General features: G+C 62.9%; 17 protein-coding genes. 12 read left to right on the top strand and 5 right to left on the bottom strand.

The window, feature by feature from the left end; all coding sequences use genetic code 11:
• Positions 1-139 precede the first annotated feature (139 nt).
• The 12 genes from YH3_RS16255 (at position 140) to YH3_RS36060 (ending at position 14031) form a co-directional block, all read left to right on the top strand.
• Positions 140-1309, top strand: a complete 1170-nt coding sequence (locus YH3_RS16255) for an acyl-CoA dehydrogenase family protein (RefSeq protein WP_007732726.1) — start codon at positions 140-142, stop codon at positions 1307-1309.
• Positions 1310-1320: 11 nt separating this feature from the next.
• A complete protein-coding gene (locus tag YH3_RS16250) occupies positions 1321-2463 on the top strand; it encodes a CaiB/BaiF CoA-transferase family protein (protein WP_003940060.1) in 1143 nt (380 codons plus the stop codon).
• A gap of 37 nt (positions 2464-2500) precedes the next feature.
• Positions 2501-3163, top strand: a complete 663-nt coding sequence (locus YH3_RS16245) for an IclR family transcriptional regulator (RefSeq protein ID WP_030536970.1) — start codon at positions 2501-2503, stop codon at positions 3161-3163.
• A 91-nt stretch (positions 3164-3254) separates the two neighbouring features.
• Positions 3255-4046: an IclR family transcriptional regulator gene (locus YH3_RS16240; protein ID WP_029256284.1), complete on the top strand. Its 792-nt coding sequence runs from the start codon at positions 3255-3257 to the stop codon at positions 4044-4046.
• Positions 4047-4155: 109 nt separating this feature from the next.
• Positions 4156-5724, top strand: coding sequence for a histidine ammonia-lyase (hutH, locus tag YH3_RS16235; RefSeq protein WP_007732730.1), 1569 nt, complete (start codon positions 4156-4158; stop codon positions 5722-5724).
• Entirely contained in the window at positions 5721-6794 is a 1074-nt protein-coding gene (locus YH3_RS16230) for a histidinol-phosphate transaminase (RefSeq protein WP_003940619.1), read from the top strand. Before hutH ends, YH3_RS16230 begins: the two co-directional genes overlap by 4 nt.
• Before the next feature lie 16 nt (positions 6795-6810).
• Positions 6811-8175, top strand: a complete 1365-nt coding sequence (locus tag YH3_RS16225; RefSeq protein WP_064443721.1) for an FAD-binding oxidoreductase — start codon at positions 6811-6813, stop codon at positions 8173-8175.
• Between the two features lie 203 nt (positions 8176-8378).
• Complete coding sequence (locus YH3_RS16220; protein ID WP_064443720.1) at positions 8379-9815, top strand: cytosine permease; 1437 nt, start codon at positions 8379-8381, stop codon at positions 9813-9815.
• 42 nt (positions 9816-9857) lie between these two features.
• Positions 9858-11531, top strand: a complete 1674-nt coding sequence (gene hutU, locus YH3_RS16215; RefSeq protein ID WP_064443719.1) for a urocanate hydratase — start codon at positions 9858-9860, stop codon at positions 11529-11531.
• 37 nt (positions 11532-11568) lie between these two features.
• A complete protein-coding gene (hutI, locus tag YH3_RS16210; RefSeq protein ID WP_064443718.1) occupies positions 11569-12759 on the top strand; it encodes an imidazolonepropionase in 1191 nt (396 codons plus the stop codon).
• Between the two features lie 23 nt (positions 12760-12782).
• The gene (gene hutG, locus YH3_RS16205) at positions 12783-13751 is read left to right on the top strand and encodes a formimidoylglutamase (RefSeq protein WP_042926100.1); all 969 of its coding nucleotides are present in this window, start codon (positions 12783-12785) and stop codon (positions 13749-13751) included.
• A 121-nt stretch (positions 13752-13872) separates the two neighbouring features.
• Positions 13873-14031, top strand: a complete 159-nt coding sequence (locus tag YH3_RS36060; protein WP_155277930.1) for a hypothetical protein — start codon at positions 13873-13875, stop codon at positions 14029-14031.
• A gap of 13 nt (positions 14032-14044) precedes the next feature.
• On the opposite strand, the gene YH3_RS16200 is transcribed toward YH3_RS36060, so the two are convergent.
• The 5 genes from YH3_RS16200 to YH3_RS16175 form a co-directional block, all read right to left on the bottom strand.
• On the bottom strand, positions 14045-14314 hold the full coding sequence (locus YH3_RS16200) for a hypothetical protein (protein ID WP_030536965.1): 270 nt from the start codon (positions 14312-14314) through the stop codon (positions 14045-14047).
• Between the two features lie 238 nt (positions 14315-14552).
• Complete coding sequence (locus YH3_RS16190) at positions 14553-15461, bottom strand: ABC transporter substrate-binding protein (RefSeq protein ID WP_030536963.1); 909 nt, start codon at positions 15459-15461, stop codon at positions 14553-14555.
• Positions 15462-15472: 11 nt separating this feature from the next.
• Complete coding sequence (locus tag YH3_RS16185; protein WP_030536962.1) at positions 15473-16213, bottom strand: ABC transporter permease; 741 nt, start codon at positions 16211-16213, stop codon at positions 15473-15475.
• Positions 16210-16860, bottom strand: coding sequence for an ABC transporter permease (locus tag YH3_RS16180; protein ID WP_003940005.1), 651 nt, complete (start codon positions 16858-16860; stop codon positions 16210-16212). The genes YH3_RS16185 and YH3_RS16180 overlap by 4 nt, the downstream gene beginning before the upstream one ends.
• Positions 16857-17972: an ABC transporter ATP-binding protein gene (locus tag YH3_RS16175; protein ID WP_064443716.1), complete on the bottom strand. Its 1116-nt coding sequence runs from the start codon at positions 17970-17972 to the stop codon at positions 16857-16859. Before YH3_RS16175 ends, YH3_RS16180 begins: the two co-directional genes overlap by 4 nt.
• Between the last annotated feature and the right edge of the window lie 47 nt (positions 17973-18019).

The following is an 18019-nucleotide window of genomic DNA, read 5'->3' as shown; positions in this document are numbered from 1 at the left end:
TGCAGAACGTGAGCCGCGACACAACAAATTCACCCCTGGACAAATTCGCCACCCTCGGCCATAGTCAGTCCATGCCAACTAGTGGCAATTAGATTTCATTAGATGAAATTCGTAACTATTCCGCCTCGAAGGAGCCCCCGTGACTACCCAGACCGCGCCCGACACCGACAGCGTCGATCTCGCAGAGTTCCGCAGCACTGTCCGAGCCTTCGCCAACGCCGAGATCCACCCAGGAGCAGCCGCACGCGACGAGTCCAAGGAGTTCCCGGCGCAGCTGGTCAAGCGCCTCGGGCAGCAGGACCTCATGGGCATTTCCGTGCCCGAGGAATTCGGTGGGCTGGGTCTGTCGACACGAACCCAACTGGTCGCCATCGAAGAAGTTGCACGTACCGACGCCGCGCTGGCATCGATCTACACCGCGCACTACCTGGGCCTCGAGCCGATTCTCGTCGGCGGCTCCGAAGAGCAGAAGCATCGCTGGTTGCCTCAACTCGCGTCGGGCGAACTACTGGCCGGCTTTGCACTCACAGAACCCGATGCCGGCTCCGACATCGCCTCGATGCGTACCGTCGCCCGACGCGAGGACGACGGCTGGCATCTCTCCGGATCGAAGACGTACATCTCCAACGCCAAGGAAGCCGACCTGGTCGTGCTCTTCGCCAAGACGGACCCGAGCGCAGGATTCCGAGGCATCACCGCCTTCGTCGTCCCCAAGGGAACTCCGGGAATCAGCTACTCGGAGCCGCAGGACAAGATGGGAATTCGTTCGGCCCCGACGTACACCGTCTACCTCGACGACGTCGTTCTGCCGCTCGACTCCGTGATCGGCACCGAAGGTCGCGGCGGCAACATTGCCTTGACCGCCCTGAACCGAGCACGCATCGACGTAGCGGCAATGGCAAACGGCATCGCTCTGCGCGCTTGGGAACTGGGACGCGAGTACGCAACGGAGCGAAAGCAGTTCGGCACGCCGATCTTCGACTTCCAGGCAATCCAGCTACTCCTCGGTGGCTGCGACGCGCAACTTGTCGCATCACGCGTCACCGCAGACTGGGCCGCCGACGTCAAGGACGCCGGTCAGGACATCCGCCGCGCCGCATCGATTTCGAAGTACGTCGCCACCGAAGCCTGCTTCTCGATCGTCGATCAAACCGTACAGATCCACGGTGGCGCAGGTTTCATGCGCGAATCGGAAATCGAACGCCTGTACCGCGATTGCCGCATTCTCCGCATCTTCGAGGGCACCTCGCAGATCCAGTTGCTCACCATTGCCGGCAATGCTCCGTCGCCGCGTTCCACCGAGTTCTGAAAGGCGCGGACATGACTGCACTTCCCCCACTCGACGGCATCCGGGTCATCGACCTCTCGCGCGTCCTTGCCGGACCCTACTGCACCGCACTGCTTTCCGACGCCGGTGCGGACGTCGTCAAGATCGAATCCGAACACGGTGAAGACTCTCGGCACCTCGGCCCGTTCCGCGACGGCGAGAGCATCTACTTCAACGTGCTCAATCGTGGCAAGCGTTCGGTGGCACTCAACCTCAAGAACGACGAGGACCGTGAGGCGCTGCTGACGCTCATCGAGACCGCCGACGTCGTCGTCGAAAACTTTCGCCCCGGCGTCACCAAGCGCCTGGGAATCGACTACGAGGCTGCGCGGGCTCGCAATCCGCGCATCGTGTACGCGTCCATCTCCGGTTTCGGACAGGACGGGCCCATGTCCGGAGCCGCCGCCTACGACCTTGTAGTCCAGGCTCTTTCGGGAATCATGAGCATCACCGGTTCGGAGGAATCCGGGCCGACACGGTTGGGTGAGTCGTTCGGAGACCTGGTCGCCGGGCTGTTCGCCGCCTGGGGAATCAGTACCGCCCTGCTGAGTGCACGGGCGAGCGGACTCGGGCAGCACCTAGACGTCGCGATGTTCGACAGCATGCTCGCCATGCTGCCGACAGCACACAGCCAACTGCAATCCACCGGGCTCACTCCCCCACGCGTCGGCAACCGTCATCCGGTGTCAACACCGTTCGACACCTACAAGGCCGACGACGGACTCTTCGTCCTCGCGGTTGCGAGCCAGTCGGGTTTCGAGAAGCTGGCGCAGACGATGAATCGCGTCGACCTGATCGCAGATCCTCGATTTGCCGACGACACCGCCCGGACCGAGAACGAACCGGCACTGCGCAAGGAGATCGAAAACTGGGCTGCCGGAAAGACCGTCGCCGACGTGGTCGGTATTCTCGGCGACGCGGGCCTCGCCGGCTCGGAAATCTGGGACGTCCAGCAGGCACTCACCTCCGCGCAGGCCGAGTATCGCGGAGTTGTCGAATCGTTCGAGCACCCGGTAGCAGGAAAAATCTCCTACGTACGACAACCCGTCGTGTTCGGTGATAGCCGACGCCCCGATGTCCGCCGCAGTCCCCTGCTGGACGAGCACCACGGTGAGGTACTGCCGGGCTCGCGATAGATTCAGCGCAGACATCCCTCGGCACTTGGAGTAGGACATGGCCCCCGGCGACGTGACCCGCAGCGCGAATCGCACGTTCGAACTTCTCGGTGCGATCGTCGAGCACGGCGGGTTGACGCTCGGCGACGCCGCCAAGGCAACCGATCTGGCAACCAGTACCGCGCTTCGCCTGATCAGAAGCCTCGAACAAACCGAGTTCGTCGTCCGCGGCGAGGACAACGTCTATCGCGTCGGCCCGCGGCTACTACAGATCGGGGCTCGCGCACTCGGTGACAATCAACTGTTGCCGAGAGCGCGGCCCGCGATGAAGGCCATCGCCGAAACCACGAGAGAGTCGACCTACCTGTCGACGAAGGGACCGAAAGACACTGCGCTGTATCTCGATCAGATCGAGGGCACGCACGCGATCCGCCACATGGGGTGGGTGGGCCAGAGCGTTCCCCTGGACGGCACCGCCGTCGGCGCAGCGTTGAGCGGCAAGGTAGGCGAGAGCGGGTACGCCATTGCGCACGACACCATCGAGGATCACTCGACCGGAGTTGCCGCGCCGATCTACAACGCGGTCGGTCAGATAGCCGGAGCGCTCAGCGTCGTGGGCCCGACCTTCCGTCTGACGGACGAGGTCTGCGCCAGCCACGGCCGCGTCTTGGTGGAGCACTGCGCCCGGTTGTCCGCGGAACTCGGCAACCAGACTCCCTGACCACCCCGAGCACTTGGCGATTCAGTCTCGTATCCGAGACAATGTGGGTCCCCGCTCCCACCTCAGCCCTACCCGTAAGGACACACCCCATATGACGACGAGCCGCGTGAAATCTGCTGAGCGCGTGCTCGACGTGCTCGATCTCCTGGCCCGCCGGGGTGTGCCGCTGGCGACGGCAGAAATCTCCAGCGCCCTCGAGCTGCCGAAGAGTACGACGCATCACCTCCTCAATGTCATGCGGGATCGACGGTTCGTCTCATACTGGGCTGATCAACGCGCCTGGACCCTGGGTGTCTCGGCGTTCGAAGTCGGTGCGTCGTACATGCGGTCCGGCCCACTTCACCGTGAGGGCCAACGATTCATGCTGGCACTCACTCAGTCGACCGACGAGACCTCCCATCTGGCGGTACTTCAGGGTTCTGACGTCATCTACCTCGACAAACGTGAACCTCTGAAGCCCGGCGTTCGGTTGGTGACCGAGATCGGGACCCGCCTTCCGGCGCATCTCACCGCAGTCGGGCGGGCGATTCTGAGCCGTCTGGACGTGGAACAGATCAGCGCGCTCTACGAGGGGTACACCTGGCCGACGCGGACCGGAACGGGTCCGTCGACGCTCGCCGAACTGCGAGAACTGCTCGCCGCAGCACGTGAGAGCGGATATGCGGTCGAAGAGAATGCGACGACATCCGGGATCAACTGCATCGCCAGCCCCGTGATCACACGGGACGGTCGTCCGGTCGCAGCTCTCGGCGTCACCTTCCTCTCCGGCTCCAAATCGGCCGAGGAGAGTGCCCTGATCGCCGACCGAGTGCGCGCCGTCAGCGCCGAGTTCTCCGCCGATCTCGGAGATCGAATGGTGGAGACCCCGACCGCAGACATGTAACGAAATTCTCCGTTTCGCACTCTGTGGGCCTTGTTTTCGTCTCATATTCAAGACTAGAGTCTCGTATACAAGACTTTGTTAGATTGCCACGCATCATCATTGGAGTCCCATGAACGCCACCCCTGCCACCCAGACAGCCACCCGAACCATCGAGGTCGGAATCGGCGCTGTCACCATCGCCGACGTCGTCGACGTCGCGCGCAACGGATACGGCGTTGCATTGACCGCGGAATCACTGGCCGCGATCGCCGAAAGTCGTGCACGCATCGAAGCGCTGGCCGCAGACCCCACACCGGTCTACGGAGTTTCCACCGGATTCGGCGCACTTGCCACCCGGCACATTCCGGCGCATCTGCGGACACAGTTGCAGCGCAGCCTGATCCGCTCACATGCGGCAGGTTCGGGACCGGAAGTCGAACGCGAAGTGATCCGGGCCTTGATGCTTCTGCGTCTTTCGACGCTCGCCACCGGGCGAACCGGAGTGCGCCCTGTAGTCGCACAGGCGTACGCCGACCTACTCACCGCAGGCATCACCCCGGTGGTGCACGAATACGGCAGCCTCGGATGCTCGGGAGATCTGGCACCACTGGCGCATGTGGCGATGGCAATCATCGGTGAAGGTTCCGTCCGCACCGCCGACGGTGAACTCACCGATGCGGCAACGGCATTGGCTGCCCATGGTCTCGAACCGGTGGTTCTGGCCGAGAAGGAAGGCCTCGCACTGATCAACGGTACCGACGGGATGCTCGGCCAACTGGCCCTTGCGATCACCGATCTCGATCATCTGCTCAAGTTGGCCGACATCGCTGCCGCCATGAGCGTCGAGGGCTTGCTCGGCACCGATCAGGTGTTCGCCGCGGACCTCCAAGCGCTTCGCCCCCACCCCGGCCAGGGCGCGGCCGCATCGAACATGGTGCGTCTGCTTGCCGATTCCCCGATCGTCGCCAGCCATGCGGGCCCTGACTGCACCAGGGTTCAAGACGCGTACTCACTGCGGTGCGCACCGCAGGTCGCCGGCGGCGCACGCGACACCGTCGATCACGCCCGCCTCGTCGCCGGGCGCGAATTGGCCAGTGCTGTCGACAATCCCGTTGTCACCCTCGACGGACGGGTTCGATCCAACGGTAACTTCCACGGAGCTCCCGTGGCCTACGTCTTGGACTTCCTCGCCATCGTGACCGCGGATGTCGCGGGTATCAGCGAACGCCGAACCGACCGCTTCCTCGACGTAGCACGCAATCACGGTCTGACCCCCTTCCTCGCCGACGACCCCGGTGTCGACAGCGGACTGATGATCGCGCAGTACACACAAGCTGCCATCGTGTCCGAACTCAAGCGACTCGCGAGCCCGGCCAGTGTCGATTCGATTCCCTCCTCGGCCATGCAGGAAGATCACGTCTCCATGGGATGGTCGGGTGCACGCAAGCTCCGCCGGTCCATCGACGGTCTCACCCGAGTTCTCGCGATCGAGATACTGACTGCAGCAAGAGGAATCGATTTGCGCTCCCCACTCGAGCCCTCCCCCGCCACCGGAGCCGTCCTTCGGACCCTGCGCGAGAAGGTGCAGGGGCCGGGTACCGATCGCTTCCTGTCCCCCGAGATCGAGGCCGCGGTGGACTTGGCGGCATCGGGTGCACTTGTTGCGGCTGCGGAGAACGCGATCGGCGCCCTGGCATGAGCGCGCCCGGTGCGCTGAGGCCTCGCCCCCGACCCGAAATCGAAGCGCTTCCTCGATACTCCAAAGCCGCCGGCCTCGAGCAGGTTCGGTGGCGGGCGTCGAGCAACGAGTCGACGGTTGCACCCTCGGCGGCCATTCTCGAGGCCGTCAATCTCGCGGCCTCACACTCGCACTTGTATCCGTCGCTGTTCGGCGACACACTGATAGCCCGGTTGAGCGACCGTCTGGGCGTGGGCGACGACCAGGTACTGGTCGGCGCCGGGTCGTTGGCACTGCTCCAGCAGGTATTGACCGCATACACGGGCCCTGGCACCGAAGTCGTCTACCCGTGGCGCAGCTACGAGGCGTACCCGATACTGATCGGAATCGCCGGGGCGAGCGGTGTCCCCGTCGCACTCGATTCCGAACATCGGCACGATCTGAGTGCAATGGCGGCAGCCGTGACGCCGCAGACCCGCGCAGTACTCGTCTGCAACCCCAACAATCCGACCGGAAGCGAGTTCTCGACCGCGGAGTTCGTCTCGTTCGCCCGCTCGATCCCGGGTGACGTCCTCATCCTTCTGGACGAGGCTTACCGGGAGTTCGCGACCAGCGACGTCGACGGCGTCGACCTGCTTCGAGCCTTTCCCAACATCGTCGTCTTCCGAACCTTCTCCAAGGCTTACGGATTGGCCGGACTTCGTGCCGGCTATGCCGTCACCAACTCGGCGATCGCAGCGGATCTTCGCAGCGCTGCACCGCCCTTCGGGCTCAGCGCCGTTGCCGAGGCCGCGGCCTGCGCGGCCCTGACCGATCCGGCACACACCGATTCGATAGTCGAAACGGTGACCGCGGGTCGTTCTCACCTACGTGAGCAATTGGCTCTGCGCGGCGTCGAGACGGTCCCGAGCGGTGCCAACTTCGTGTGGATCCCTCTCGGCAAGAGAGCTTCTGCACTCGAAGCGGCCTGCGTCGCGCAGGGTGTCTCGGTCCGGATGTTCCCCGGCGAGGGAGTGCGGGTGACCGTAGGTGAGCGGGCAGCAGAAGACGCCGTGATCGCCGCTGTGGATGCACTCGCACACAACCTTTGACCGACTGGAGAAAAGAATGTCCGTCCACGAACTTGCTCGGTCGATCGGTTCGAGTCGCCTGATCACCGACCCTGCGGTAATGGACTCGTACCGCCGTGACGAGGCCCATCTCGCCGAACCCGGCCATCCGGTAGCCGTCATGCTCGCCGAAACTGCGGCCGACATTTCCGAGGCTCTGAAATGGGCTACTGCTCACCGTGTCCCGGTGGTAACCCGCGGTGCGGGAACCGGTTTGGCGGGCGGCGGGGTAGCCGTCGAGGGCTGCCTGGTCATCTCGACCACTCGCATGCGCTCGATTCTCGAGGTCAATCCGGACGATCAGCTCGCTGTCGTGGAAGCCGGGGTGATCAACGCTGACATCAGCCGAGCAGCAGACGAGTACGGGCTGATGTACGCCCCTGATCCGAGCAGTTTCGAGATCTCCACGATCGGCGGAAACATCGCCACCAACGCCGGTGGACTGCGTTGCGTGAAGTACGGCGTCACCCGCGATTCAGTCCTGGGTCTCGAGGTTGTGCTCGCCGACGGTCGGATCGTGCGGACAGGCCGAAGGACCGTCAAAGGTGTTGCGGGATACGACTTGACCAGTCTTCTTGTCGGTTCGGAAGGAACGCTCGGAGTCGTCACGAGTGCCACGCTGAAGTTGCAGCCCAAGCCCAAGAGAGCACCGGTCACCGTCGTCGGCAGTTTCGATTCTCTCCGCTCCGCAGCGGACGCGGTTGCCGCGGTCGTTCGCGACGGAATCGGGCCGAGCCTGCTGGAGCTGATCGATCGAGCAACGCTGCGCGCCGTCGACGACTGGAAACGAATCGGGTTGGAAGACAACACCGCCGCGATGCTGATCGCACAGGCCGACGGGGTCGATGCCGACGCAGCAGCCGCGGCGATGCAGAAACACTTCGAGAGGGCGGGCGCCGATTTTGTCGCCGTCTCGCAGGACGCGGCAGAAGCCGCACAGCTACTCGAGATTCGTCGACTCGCCTATCCGGCTTCCGAACGACTCGGGCAATGTCTCGTGGAAGACGTCGGGGTCCCGCGGTCGAAACTGCCCGACATGCTCGAGAGTATCGACCGAGCGGCCGCCGAGTACATGGTCAAGATCATGACTGTCGCGCATGCTGGTGACGGCAACGTCCATCCGACCTTCGTCTTCGACCGCACTGCCGACGGCTCGGTCCCCGAAGCCGTGTGGACCGCCGCGGACGAGGTCTTCCGGCGTGCTCTCGAACTCGGCGGAACTCTGACCGGAGAGCACGGCGTCGGCGTTCTGAAGCGTCGCTGGCTCTCTCTCGAGCTCGGCGAGGACAGCATGCAACTGCACCGATCGATCAAGGCTGCCTTCGACCCGCTCGGAATCCTCAACCCGGGTAAGGGTTTCTGATTTCTCGCGCGGTGTTACACAGCATTTACGCGAAAACGGGTCCCGGGTATTGACGCCTGTATATACAGGCATATACATTTATCCGCAGTGACAGTGACCCAGCGCACAAAGCACACGGCGCAAAGCACCAAGCACGAAGAAGGTGGGCAATACCCCGACGTCGATTCCGTCGCTCGACGGGCTCGCAGCAGAAAGACAGGCCTATGACTCACGATGGACCGGCCGAGGTCATCCTCACTCCGGAACGACGCACTATCGACGTCGTCCCGGATGCAGAACGACACGGCACCCCGCGCAGCCAGTTCACTCTCTGGTTCGGCGCCAACATGCAGATCACTGCAATCGTCGACGGCGCTCTCGCCGTCGTATTCGGCGCGGACGCCATCTGGGCGATCGTCGGACTTCTGATCGGCAACATCTTCGGTGGCGCTGTCATGGCGCTTCACTCCGCCCAGGGCCCGCGTATGGGTCTCCCCCAGATGATCTCGAGTCGCGCCCAGTTCGGCGTCAAGGGAGCAGTCGTACCGCTTGTTCTCGTCATCCTGATGTACCTCGGCTTCGCTGCCACCGGCACCGTGTTGGCCGGACAGGCCGTCAACAAGATCCTGCACATCGACAGCCCCACCGTCGGCATCGTCGTCTTCGGTCTCCTCACCGCATTCGTCGCGGTCACCGGCTACAAGCTGATCCACATCGTCGGCAGGATCGCCACCGTCGTGGGCATCGTCGGATTCTCCTACCTGGCCGTTCGACTGTTCCTCGAGTACGACGTCGCCTCGTACGTCGGCATCAAGGGCTTCGACATAGTCACCTTCCTGCTCGCGATCTCGCTGGGTGCCGGTTGGCAGCTCACCTTCGGCCCGTACGTCGCCGACTACTCGCGTTACCTGCCGCGCAGCACTTCCGAGAGCACCACGTTCTGGTCGACGTTCCTCGGTAGTGTCATCGGATCGCAGTGGTCCATGACCTTCGGCGCTCTCGTCGCGGCCTGCGCCGGCGACGCGTTCCTGGGTAACCAGGTCGGCTTCATTGGAGATCTGGCCGGACCCGCTGCCATCGCCTTCCTGATCTACTTCGTCATCCTGGTCGGCAAGTTGACGGTGAACGTGCTCAACGCCTACGGCGGATTCATGTCGATCCTGACCACCGTCACCGCCTTCAACGGACAGTCGCGAATCTCGAGCACAGCGCGCACCCTCTACATCCTCGGTTTCACTGCGGTCTCGGTCTTGATCGCCATCGCCGCCAGCGCCGACTTCCTGGACAACTTCAAGAACTTCGTCCTGGTGTTGCTGATGGTGTTCACGCCGTGGAGTGCGATCAATCTGATCGACTACTACCTGATCTCCAAGGAACGCATCGACATTCCGGCGCTGTACGACGTCAACGGTCGATACGGAGCATGGAACTTCACCGCATTGGCTTGCTACGCCGCCGGCGTTCTCGCCCAGATCCCGTTCCTCGCCCAGAAGATGTACACCGGCCCCGTCACGGACATGCTCGGCGGCGCCGACATCTCGTGGCTGGTCGGCATCGTGTTCACCGGGCTGATCTATTACCCACTCGCCAAGCGCACGAGCAATCCCCCTTCGTCGATGATCTACCCCGATCACACCGCGATGACCGACTCTCGCGTCTGATCCCCCAACGTCTTTCGAACTTCAGCAAGCTAGGAGAACACAATGGAAATCAGCACCCCCGGCCACGAGCCGCGCCCCGTCCGTGCTCCCCGCGGCCCCGAGCTCACGACGCTCGGTTGGCAGCAGGAGGGTGCCCTGCGCATGCTCATGAACAACCTCGACCCCGATGTTGCCGAGCACCCGGACAGCCTCGTCGTCTACGGCGGAACCGGTCGCGCAGCGCGTAGTTGGGCTGCCTTCGACGCCATGGTCGCCACGCTGAAGACGCTGAAGAACGACGAGACCATGCTGGTGCAGTCCGGCAAGCCGGTCGGTGTCTTCCGCACCAACGAGTGGGCACCGCGAGTGCTGATCGCCAACTCCAACCTGGTCGGTGACTGGGCGAACTGGGAAGAGTTCCGCCGTCTCGAAGACCTCGGCCTGACCATGTACGGCCAGATGACCGCAGGCTCCTGGATTTACATCGGCACCCAGGGAATCCTGCAGGGTACGTACGAGACCTTCGGCGCCATCGCGAAGAAGCGCTACAACGGCTCACTCGCCGGAACGATCACCCTCACTGCGGGTCTCGGCGGCATGGGCGGCGCTCAGCCTCTCGCCGTCACTATGAACGACGGCGTCGCGATCTGCGTCGACTGCGACATCACCCGCATCGACCGTCGTATCGCCCACAAGTACCTCGACACCAAGGCAGACAGCATCGAGCACGCGCTCAAACTGGCGACCGCGGCACGCGATGCCAAGAAGCCGCTCTCCATCGGCCTCGAAGGCAATGCGGCAGAGATCTTCCCGGCGCTGCTGGAGATGAAGGCCCCCATCGACATCGTGACCGACCAGACCTCGGCGCACGATCCCCTCGCCTACCTGCCGATCGGCATCGACTTCGGCGACATGAAGACCATGTCGGAGAAGGATCCGCAGAAGTTCACCGAAGATTCCCGCAACGCGATGGCCGCACACGTCAAGGCCATGGTCGGATTCATGGACGCCGGCGCCGAGGTATTCGACTACGGCAACTCCATCCGCGACGAGGCCCGCAAGGCCGGCTACGACCGTGCATTCGACTTCCCCGGATTCGTTCCCGCCTACATCCGTCCGCTCTTCGAAGAAGGCCTCGGCCCCTTCCGCTGGGCGGCGCTCTCGGGTGATCCCAAGGACATCGAGGCCACCGACAAGGCCATCCTCGAACTCTTCCCCGAGAACGAGCACCTGCGCCGCTGGATCACCATGGCCGGCGAAAAGGTTGCCTTCGAAGGCCTTCCGGCTCGCATCTGCTGGCTCGGATACGGTGAGCGCCACCTCGCCGGCCTCAAGTTCAACGAGATGGTGGCCTCGGGCGAGCTCTCCGCACCGATCGCCATCGGCCGCGATCACCTCGACTCCGGATCGGTCGCCTCGCCGTACCGCGAAACCGAATCGATGATCGACGGGTCCGACGCGATCGCCGACTGGCCGCTGCTCAACGCCCTGGTCAACACCGCGTCCGGCGCTTCGTGGGTTTCACTCCACCAAGGCGGCGGCGTCGGTATGGGACGCTCCATCCACGCGGGACAGGTGTGCATCGCCGACGGCACCGAACTCGCAGCCAAGAAGCTCGAAGCAGTTCTCACCAACGATCCCGGGATGGGCGTCATCCGGCATGCGGATGCAGGATACGACCACGCCATCGACACGGCAGCCACCCGCGGCGTCCGAATCCCGATGACCGAGAACTGAAACAGCCCCACCACCTCACCCTGAGTTAGGAATTACATTGACCACGAATGGTTCTCGAACCACAGTTCTGACCAACATCGGAACCCTCGTCACCAATGACCCGACTCTGGGTGAGGGCAAGCTCGGCGTACGACACGACGCGGCAATCGTTTTCGACGAGGGCGTTGTTGCTTGGGTCGGTGATTCCGCCGACGCCCCGGCTGCCGATATCGGTCAGGATATCGGCGGTCGGGCCCTGCTCCCCGGATTCGTGGAGAGTCACTCGCACCTGGTGTTCGGTGGCGAGCGGGCCGAGGAATTCGCAGCTCGCATGGCGGGCGAGAAGTACGCGGCGGGCGGTATTCGCAACACCATCGAAGCGACGCGCTCGGCCACCGACGAACAATTGCAGGCCAATGTTCGACGCCTACTCGACGAATCCCTGCGCTCGGGCAGCACAACCGTCGAATGCAAGACCGGATACGGGCAGAACACCGAGAGCGAACTACGCAGCGCACTGATCGCCGGACAGTTCACCGACGAGGTCACACTGCTGGCCGCCCACGTTCCACCACCCGAATATGCCGGCCGCGCCGATGACTACGTCGCCATGGCGTGCGACGAGATGATCCCTGCCTGTGCGCCACACGCGAAGTGGATCGACGTCTTCTGCGAACGAGGGGCGTTCAACCGCGAACAGGCACATGCAGTCCTGAGCGCAGGCGTCGCCGCTGGACTGATCCCCCGCGTCCACGGCAATCAACTCGGCGATGGGCCAGGAGTTCAGCTCGCCGTCGAGATGGGAGCCGCGTCCGTCGATCACGTCACCTACGTCACCGCCGAGGACATCGACGCCCTGGCTCAGAGTTCCACCGTCGCAACACTGTTGCCCGGCGCCGACTTCTCCACCCGCAACAAGTACCCCGACGCCCGCGCACTGCTGGACGCCGGCGTCACAGTAGCTCTCGGCGCCGACTGCAATCCCGGCACCTGCTACACCACCAGCCTCCCGTTCTGCATAGCAATTGCGGTGCGAGACATGCACATGACACCCGCCGAGGCAGTCTGGGCAGCCACTGCAGGAGGCGCCCGGGCGCTGCAGCGCACCGACGTCGGAACCCTTTCTCTCGGAACACGTGCCGACGCCATCGCGCTCGATGCACCGTCGTACCTCCACCTCGCCTACCGCCCGGGCGTCCCTCTGGTGCGCGAGGTCTGGAAAAACGGCGCACTCGCCACAAGCTACTGAAATACACTCACCGGGAGGCCGTCGTGGCACATCAGATCGCAGTCGACATCGAACCCAAGCCGTGGACCGGGCGCTCCGACGGCACCACTGCCGAGCATCTGCGGTGGCATCATGCCGTGCAACCGTATTCAGCCGAAACAGCTCCCGGCGACTGTGTTCTGATCGGATTCTCCAGCGACGAAGGAGTCCGCCGCAACAAGGGCCGCCGCGGTGCCGCGGATGGCCCCGACGCTTTGCGAGCCGGGTTGGCTTCCATGGCGCTGGCCGAACCACTGCAGATTCAGGACGCCGGAACCGTTGCCGTGTCGGGTGAAGAACTCGAGGCCGGTCAGGCCGCACTCGGGAACGCCGTCAGCGCTGCGCTTGATTCGGGACACTTCCCCGTGGTTCTCGGGGGAGGACACGAAATCGCCTACGGTACATACCTCGGCGTCGCGGGCTCCGAGTTGCGAACCGCCGGAGCCAAACTCGGAATCCTCAACTTGGATGCGCACTTCGACCTGCGGGGCGATCCGATACCCAGCTCCGGCACACCCTTTCGTCAGATCGCCGAGGACGAAGCCGCGGCAGGCACCTCGCATCAGTACAGCGTGATCGGAATCAGCCAACCGAGCAACACCACGGCACTGTTCGACACGGCTCACCGCCTCGGTGTTCGCTATCTGCTCGACGAAGAATGCGGAGCGATCGGCCGAGGCGTCGTGGATCAGTTCCTCGCAGACTTCCTCGACGACGTCGATCTGGTCTACCTGACCATCGACCTCGACGTCCTGCCTGCAGCTGTGGCGCCGGGCGTCAGCGCACCTGCGGCCTACGGAGTCAGCCTCGAAACCATCCAATACGTATGTGACCGAGTCACGTCCAGCGGAAAACTCGCGGTTCTCGATGTCGCCGAACTGAACCCGAGCCTCGACGTCGACAATCGCACTGCCCGAACGGCTGCTCGTCTGATCCACCGGATAGTCACGAAGCACGTGCCGGTTCAGCGCTAGCCTCGGCGCGCCTCCAGCAGATCTACGGGACTGCCTGAAAACTGATTCCACGAGTTCTGTCCGAGCACTCCAAACTATGTCCTTTGCCACCTCACAAGTGATGCCGCCTTGCAGATTGCCGATGGCGGCGACAACGCCTGTCTCGGGGTACGTGATCGTTCCGCACCCCTCGGATGTGGATGCCGTCGGCAATCGTGAAGTCGAAGTCGACGAATTGCCCGAGCAGTACTCGAAGCCGGGGACACCACCGATCACAGGAGGCCCGACCGTACCGTCGTGAATCGAAAAGCCGATCAACCCTCCGGGGTCGCCATTACCGACTTGCCCCGGATCACCGGTGGTGACGAAGATCGATTGGCCTGACTCAGTCTGAATCGTCCGTGTCGAATGATCGTTGCCGTAGGCCGATTCGATTTGAGCCACGGTGAGCCGTCACCGACGCCGCGGTCAGTCAGCGTTCCCGGCGGTGATTCGATGACGGTGACGCCCTCGCTGGTGAGAATTGCCCGTCCGGTGCCACCAGGCGTCGTGAACGGAACTACAGCGCAACTCGGAAACTGCATGGGCGTTCCAGCCTGATGCCAGACACAGGCCGGACACTACAACCGTGGTTGTAGTGGCTGCGCCGTTCCGAACTCGTCCAATGGGTGCGCGCGGTCGGCTTCTCGGCATGTCGGCATCCTTGGTCGGAACGGCTCGCCGCGAGGTCGAGGCATGCCTGACTTCGCGACGCTACCCCGAGCGGGGTCGAATCGATATCGTCTGTTCGGCCGACGACAAGGACGCCACCCCGGCCTTCGATCATGGCACCAGGGAGTTCTCCTGCAACCAGTCCTGAGCGATGTCACTCATGTCGTCGAGATCGGCAACGCGCTGGTTCATCTCGATGAGATCTTCGGTGGTCAGCGCCGCCGAAACCCCCGCGAGCACTGAGCGGACGTCATCGCGAGCCTTCAACTCGTTGATGATCGGTGTGATGTTCTCCGCGAGGAAGAGGTGCTTCGTATCCTCGAGTGCAACCAAGTTCTCCGAGCGCATCGCAGGATCGGTACTGAAGACATCGGCAACCTGTATCTGCCCGCTCAGAAGCGCATTGAGCGTGAGGGGTCCACCTGCATCGAGTGCCAGGAACTCCCGGAATGTCAGGCCGTATTTGGTCTTCAAGCCGGCGACGCCGTTTTCGCGCGTCTTCCATTCCGGCGGTCCGCCGAGAGTCAACTCGTCGGCATGCTGCACCAGATCCTCGACGGTCTCCAGCGAATACTTTTCCGCCGTCTCCTGTTTGACGGCAAGTACATCCTTGTCCTCTGCGGGCGAGGGCTCGAGAGCCACCAGACCCTTGGGCAATTTCGCATCGATTTCAGCGGATACTTCATCTGAAGCCGTCGCCGTTGTCTTGCTGTCCAGATATTGCAACAAGGCGCCGGAATACTCGGGGATCAGATCGATGGAACCGTCGCGCAGTGCCGGTACATAGAGTTCTCGGCTACCGATGTTCAACTTCTCGGTAACGTCGATACCGTTGGCACGAAGCGCTTCGGCGTAAATGGTCGCAATCAGTTGGCTCTCGGGAAAATCGGCGGAACCGATCACGATGGCGCCCTCAGCACTACCGCCGCCGTCCGTAGCCAAGGGGTCCTTGCCGATTCCGCAGCTGGACAACGCAACCGCTGTCACGCCGACCAACGCGGCGATCAATACCTTCTTCATGTCGAACGTCCTCAGATCGGTGCGGGCTCAGGCACAGCGGTGCGCTGTGAGGGGGCGGCGGTCTTCTCGGTCTTCTTCTTCCGATCGCGCCTGGTCAGGCCAGGCGAAACGACCCGCGCAGTCAGTGCTCCGATTCCGAGATCGAAAACCAGGGCAATCAGCGATACCAGTACGGCTCCGGCCGCCATCTGGCCGTAATCGCTCTGAGCTTTTCCGTCGATCAACAACCGGCCGAGTCCGCCCAAAGAAATGTAAGCGGCGACAGTCGCAGTGGAGACGATCTGAAGCACGGCACTTCTGATGCCGGACAACATGAGTGGTAGGGCACATGGAATCTCGACCTCGGTCAAGATCCGCATCGACCGAAATCCCATCCCCCGCGCGGCGTCGACTGCAGCCTGATCGACCGCTCGAACTCCGGCGTACGTGTTGGTGAGAATGGGAGGGATCGCGAGAAGCACCAGGACGATGAGGCTGGGGATCAGATACGCGAGTTTGTTCGGGAATGACGGCGCGATGATGAGAACCAGTAGGATCAGCAGACCGATGGTCGGCAGCGCTCGTAGCGAGTTGGCCAGTCCAGCAACAACAACGGAGCCACGGCCCGTATGTCCGATGTAGAGACCGAGCGGGATCGCGATAACCGCAGCCACCGCCAGCGCGGCGAATGTGTACATCAAATGCTGAACGAGAAGGGTGGGGATGCCGTCCGGCCCGGTCCAGTGGGATCCGTCGAGAAGGAAGCTGATCATGATGTAGTCACTTTCGGGGTCCACGGCGTCAACAGCCGATTCGCCAACATGATGAGGAGATCAAGGATCAACGCCAGCACCAGACACAGAGCGATACCCGCGATGATGGGCGTGTAGAAACGCAACTGAAATCCCTGGGTGAACAAGGAACCTATCTGCGGAATACCCAGGAGTGCGCCGAGTGAGACAAGACTGACGTTCGAGACGACTGCGACGCGCAAACCTGCACAGATCACCGGAACTCCTACTGGCAACTGTACTTTCAACAGCGTCTGATACGGCCGGTAACCCATCGCCGTCGCTGCCAGAACCGTCTCCGGCGGAACCGAATCGAGCGCGTCGGCCACTACCCGCACGAGCAGAGCAACGGTGTACACGGTGAGCGCCACGATGATGTTCATCGGATCCAGAATCTTGGTACCCAGAATTGGAGGCAGGAGCACGAAGAGCGCGAGCGAAGGGATCGTGTAGAGCAATCCGGCCGTCCCCACCACGTAGGGATGCAACCGACGACTGCGATAGGCGACCCAGCCGATCGGCAACGCGACCACCAAGCCGATCACCAAGGGAATCAACGACAGCAGAACATGCCATCCCACCAAGTCCATGATCCGGTCGGACTGACGTCCGAGCCATTCGAAGTTCATCGGAGCGCCCTCCCCGCGTCAGCCAGATCGGCAGCCTCGATGGCTTCCACTGCAGCATGCGCAGTGACGGTTCCCACCAGGCGTCCGGCGTCGTCCACGACAACGCCCCGCTTGCTCGGCGCTGACAGCGCCGCATCCAGCAGAGCGCGCATCGTCCCGGTGGAATCAGCAAGTGTTCCACTGAGATTCAAGTCATCCGGGCGGATACAATCCGTGAGCGCGTCCGGCCTCACCCATCCGAGCGGCTTGTTCGCGGGATCCACTACCAACAGCCACGCATCGCCGGTGAGTGCGCGGGCCGCCGCAGCGGAATCGCCCAGATGCGCAACGGGTTCTGACACCGTCGGTAGGTCGCCGTCCAATGTCGTGAACCCCAACGATCGGTACCCACGGTCACGTCCGACGAAGTCGGCAACAAATTCGTCGGCAGGTTGAGTCAGCAATTCGAGGGGCGTCGCCGCCTGCGCAAGAATGCCGCCGGTACGCAGAACCACCACTTGATCCCCGAGTTTCAGCGCTTCGTCGATGTCGTGGGTGACGATGATGATCGTTTTTCCGATTTCCTTCTGCAGACGGAGAAACTCGTCTTGCAGCTGGCCGCGAACAACCGGATCAACGGCGCTGAACGGTTCGTCCATCAGCATGAATGACGGATCCGCAGCCAATGCTCGCGCAACACCGACTCGTTGCTGCTGCCCTCCGGAGAGCTGCCACGGATAGCGGTCGGCGAAGTTGGTCGTCAGACCAACCGTTTCGAGCAATTCCATAGCGCGAGTGCGAGATTCCTTTTTACTCGCACCGAGCAATCGAGGCATGGTCGCTATGTTGTCGACGATGGTGCGATGGGGAAAGAGACCCGCGTGCTGGATCACGTACCCGATGCGTCGACGCAGAAGGGCCGGATCCATTCCCGCCGTGGACTCGCCGTCGAGCGAAATCGTGCCTGACGTCGGTTCGATCAGCCTGTTGATCATGCGGAGTGAGGTCGTCTTGCCGCAGCCGGAAGGACCCACCAACGCGGTGATCTTTCCCGTCGGGCACTCCAGATCGAGAGCATCGACGGCAATGGTTCCGTCTGGATACGCCTTGGTGACCTTGTCGAATTTGATCATCTACGAACTACTTTCGTGTCGACCTGAGTCCGGACGCACCCAGGAGA

The organism is Rhodococcus sp. YH3-3 (assembly GCF_001653035.1).
Taxonomy (GTDB): domain Bacteria; phylum Actinomycetota; class Actinomycetes; order Mycobacteriales; family Mycobacteriaceae; genus Rhodococcus_F; species Rhodococcus_F qingshengii.
The sequence above is the reverse complement of the archived record's forward strand: the minus strand, read 5'-3'. Positions and strand labels throughout refer to the sequence as shown.